Source organism: Wolbachia endosymbiont of Mansonella perstans (genome assembly GCF_020278605.1).
In the GTDB taxonomy this organism is placed as follows: domain Bacteria; phylum Pseudomonadota; class Alphaproteobacteria; order Rickettsiales; family Anaplasmataceae; genus Wolbachia.
Genome location: NZ_JACZHU010000132.1, coordinates 1 through 1,701, shown reverse-complemented (window position 1 = coordinate 1,701; position 1,701 = coordinate 1). Strand labels below are relative to the sequence as shown.

General features: G+C 35.0%; 2 protein-coding genes and 1 pseudogene. All 3 read right to left on the bottom strand.

Annotation, left to right across the window (positions count from 1 at the left end; translation table 11 throughout):
- Window positions 1-279, bottom strand: a pseudogene (locus tag IHO13_RS05405) (recombinase family protein); the annotation flags it as partial.
- A 60-nt stretch (window positions 280-339) separates the two neighbouring features.
- Window positions 340-537 (bottom strand): recombinase family protein, encoded by a 198-nt coding sequence (locus IHO13_RS05400; RefSeq protein ID WP_225538619.1) that lies wholly within the window; start codon window positions 535-537, stop codon window positions 340-342.
- A 12-nt stretch (window positions 538-549) separates the two neighbouring features.
- Window positions 550-1,005, bottom strand: coding sequence for a recombinase family protein (locus tag IHO13_RS05395; RefSeq protein WP_225538618.1), 456 nt, complete (start codon window positions 1,003-1,005; stop codon window positions 550-552).
- Window positions 1,006-1,701: the final 696 nt, after the last annotated feature.

The window sequence follows — 1,701 nt, the reverse complement described above, 5'->3', positions numbered from 1 at the left end:
TTCGAATATTTCTGTACGAATTAACTTACTACTACATATTTCGATTTCATCACAATAATAAGGGTTCGAACCACTACGACGATAGTAGCTTCTTTTAATATCACCACTCTTTATATTGTGATAGGTATATCCACAATGCCAACATACAACCAGCCTTTGTAGCAAAGACGTTTCTTTACCATTCCTTACTCTTGCTTTTTCCCTATTCTCAGCCAGTTGTTCTTGTACTGCATCAAATAATTTCTCTTCAATTATACTTGTATTGCTATATGAATCCAATTTTTTCGGTTGTTATGATAGGCGGAATAGTTTGTTTCGCACATTTCCCACACTATCTCTTTATTTTATTCGACCTACCTTCGTTTTACCAAATGCCGCTTGCCCTTTGTACGCGAGATTTCTTAAGATCCCACTAATTGCACTTGGATGCCAATCTCTTTTGCCCTTTGGTGTAATAATACACATCTCTTTCAGTCGCTGTACAGCTTTTCTTAAAGTCACTCTTTCTTGACTTACCCACGCAAACAGTTTGAACACTATTTCTGCTTCCTATTCATTAATTTCAAACCTTGCTTCCTCTCTCACTATGTGCTTTACATAACGGTAACCATAAGGAGTATTGCTCATTATACTTACACGACCTTCTCTCGCTACATGGGTTTTCCCTAGGAGACTTCGTTCTATCATCTTCCAATGCAAATGTTCTGCTACTATTCCTTGCATATCTAGTAGTCTAGATTCTGGACTATCATCTACCCGGCAGTTCAAAAAGATTACCTTTGCTCCTGCTTTTTGAAACTTTTCAAATAAAGTTATCAGATGTTTATGTTTACGTGACAAACGGTCAGGCGAATGAACGTAAATTTTACCAATCTTACCTTCTACTACTTTACCAAGTAAACTATATAAACCGGGGCGCTTTAAATTTGATCCGCTATAACCATTATCGATGAATTTATATTCATTTAGCAGCTCGCACCCATCCTTATCAATTCTACTGTCCAAGTCAGCAAGTTAGCTACCTATTGTGTTTTCTTGTGCTTACTTTTTCGATGAGACTCTCGCATATAAACTTACTACTTTCATTTTAATGCGCTTTGTAAGGTCTTTTACTATTAGTAATTTATTTCCACTCTGTAAATATATTAACCTTTTATGTCTAATGAGTTAAGCTTACTGTATGCCAGTGTCAAGCATACATCTATTGCTTGCGAGGGCAGTGTGCTAAATATTGTAACAGATTTCGCCTAAAACACAAGGTGTTATCCAAGTAGCCTACACCGGAACCTAAGATACTACTTTGGCAATAAAAATTTAAGAAACTTACCAAATAAAAAAAGGCCTAGTTAATACCTATTTAAGAACTTGGCGTTAATGCTCTATGCGCTTGACAAGTAGCTGAACTTGAGATTATAAATGCCTATAGTTTTATGATAAGGGAAATGTCAAAACTTGTCGAACATTTTTTTATGAAAAAAATGAGATTAGTTAAAATTTTAGCTAGTTAAAAAAGACAAAAGAAACTCCACAATGTGAGTTGTTTATTATTCTCTCAAAAACTTGGAGTCCGGTTTTCTCTTATACCGCTTAATAAGTAAGGTCCAGCTAATGTAGACAAAAATTTATAAAAACATGCAATACCCTTGCTTATTAAGCGGTATAAGAGAAAACCGGACTCCAAGTTTTTGAGAGAATAATAAA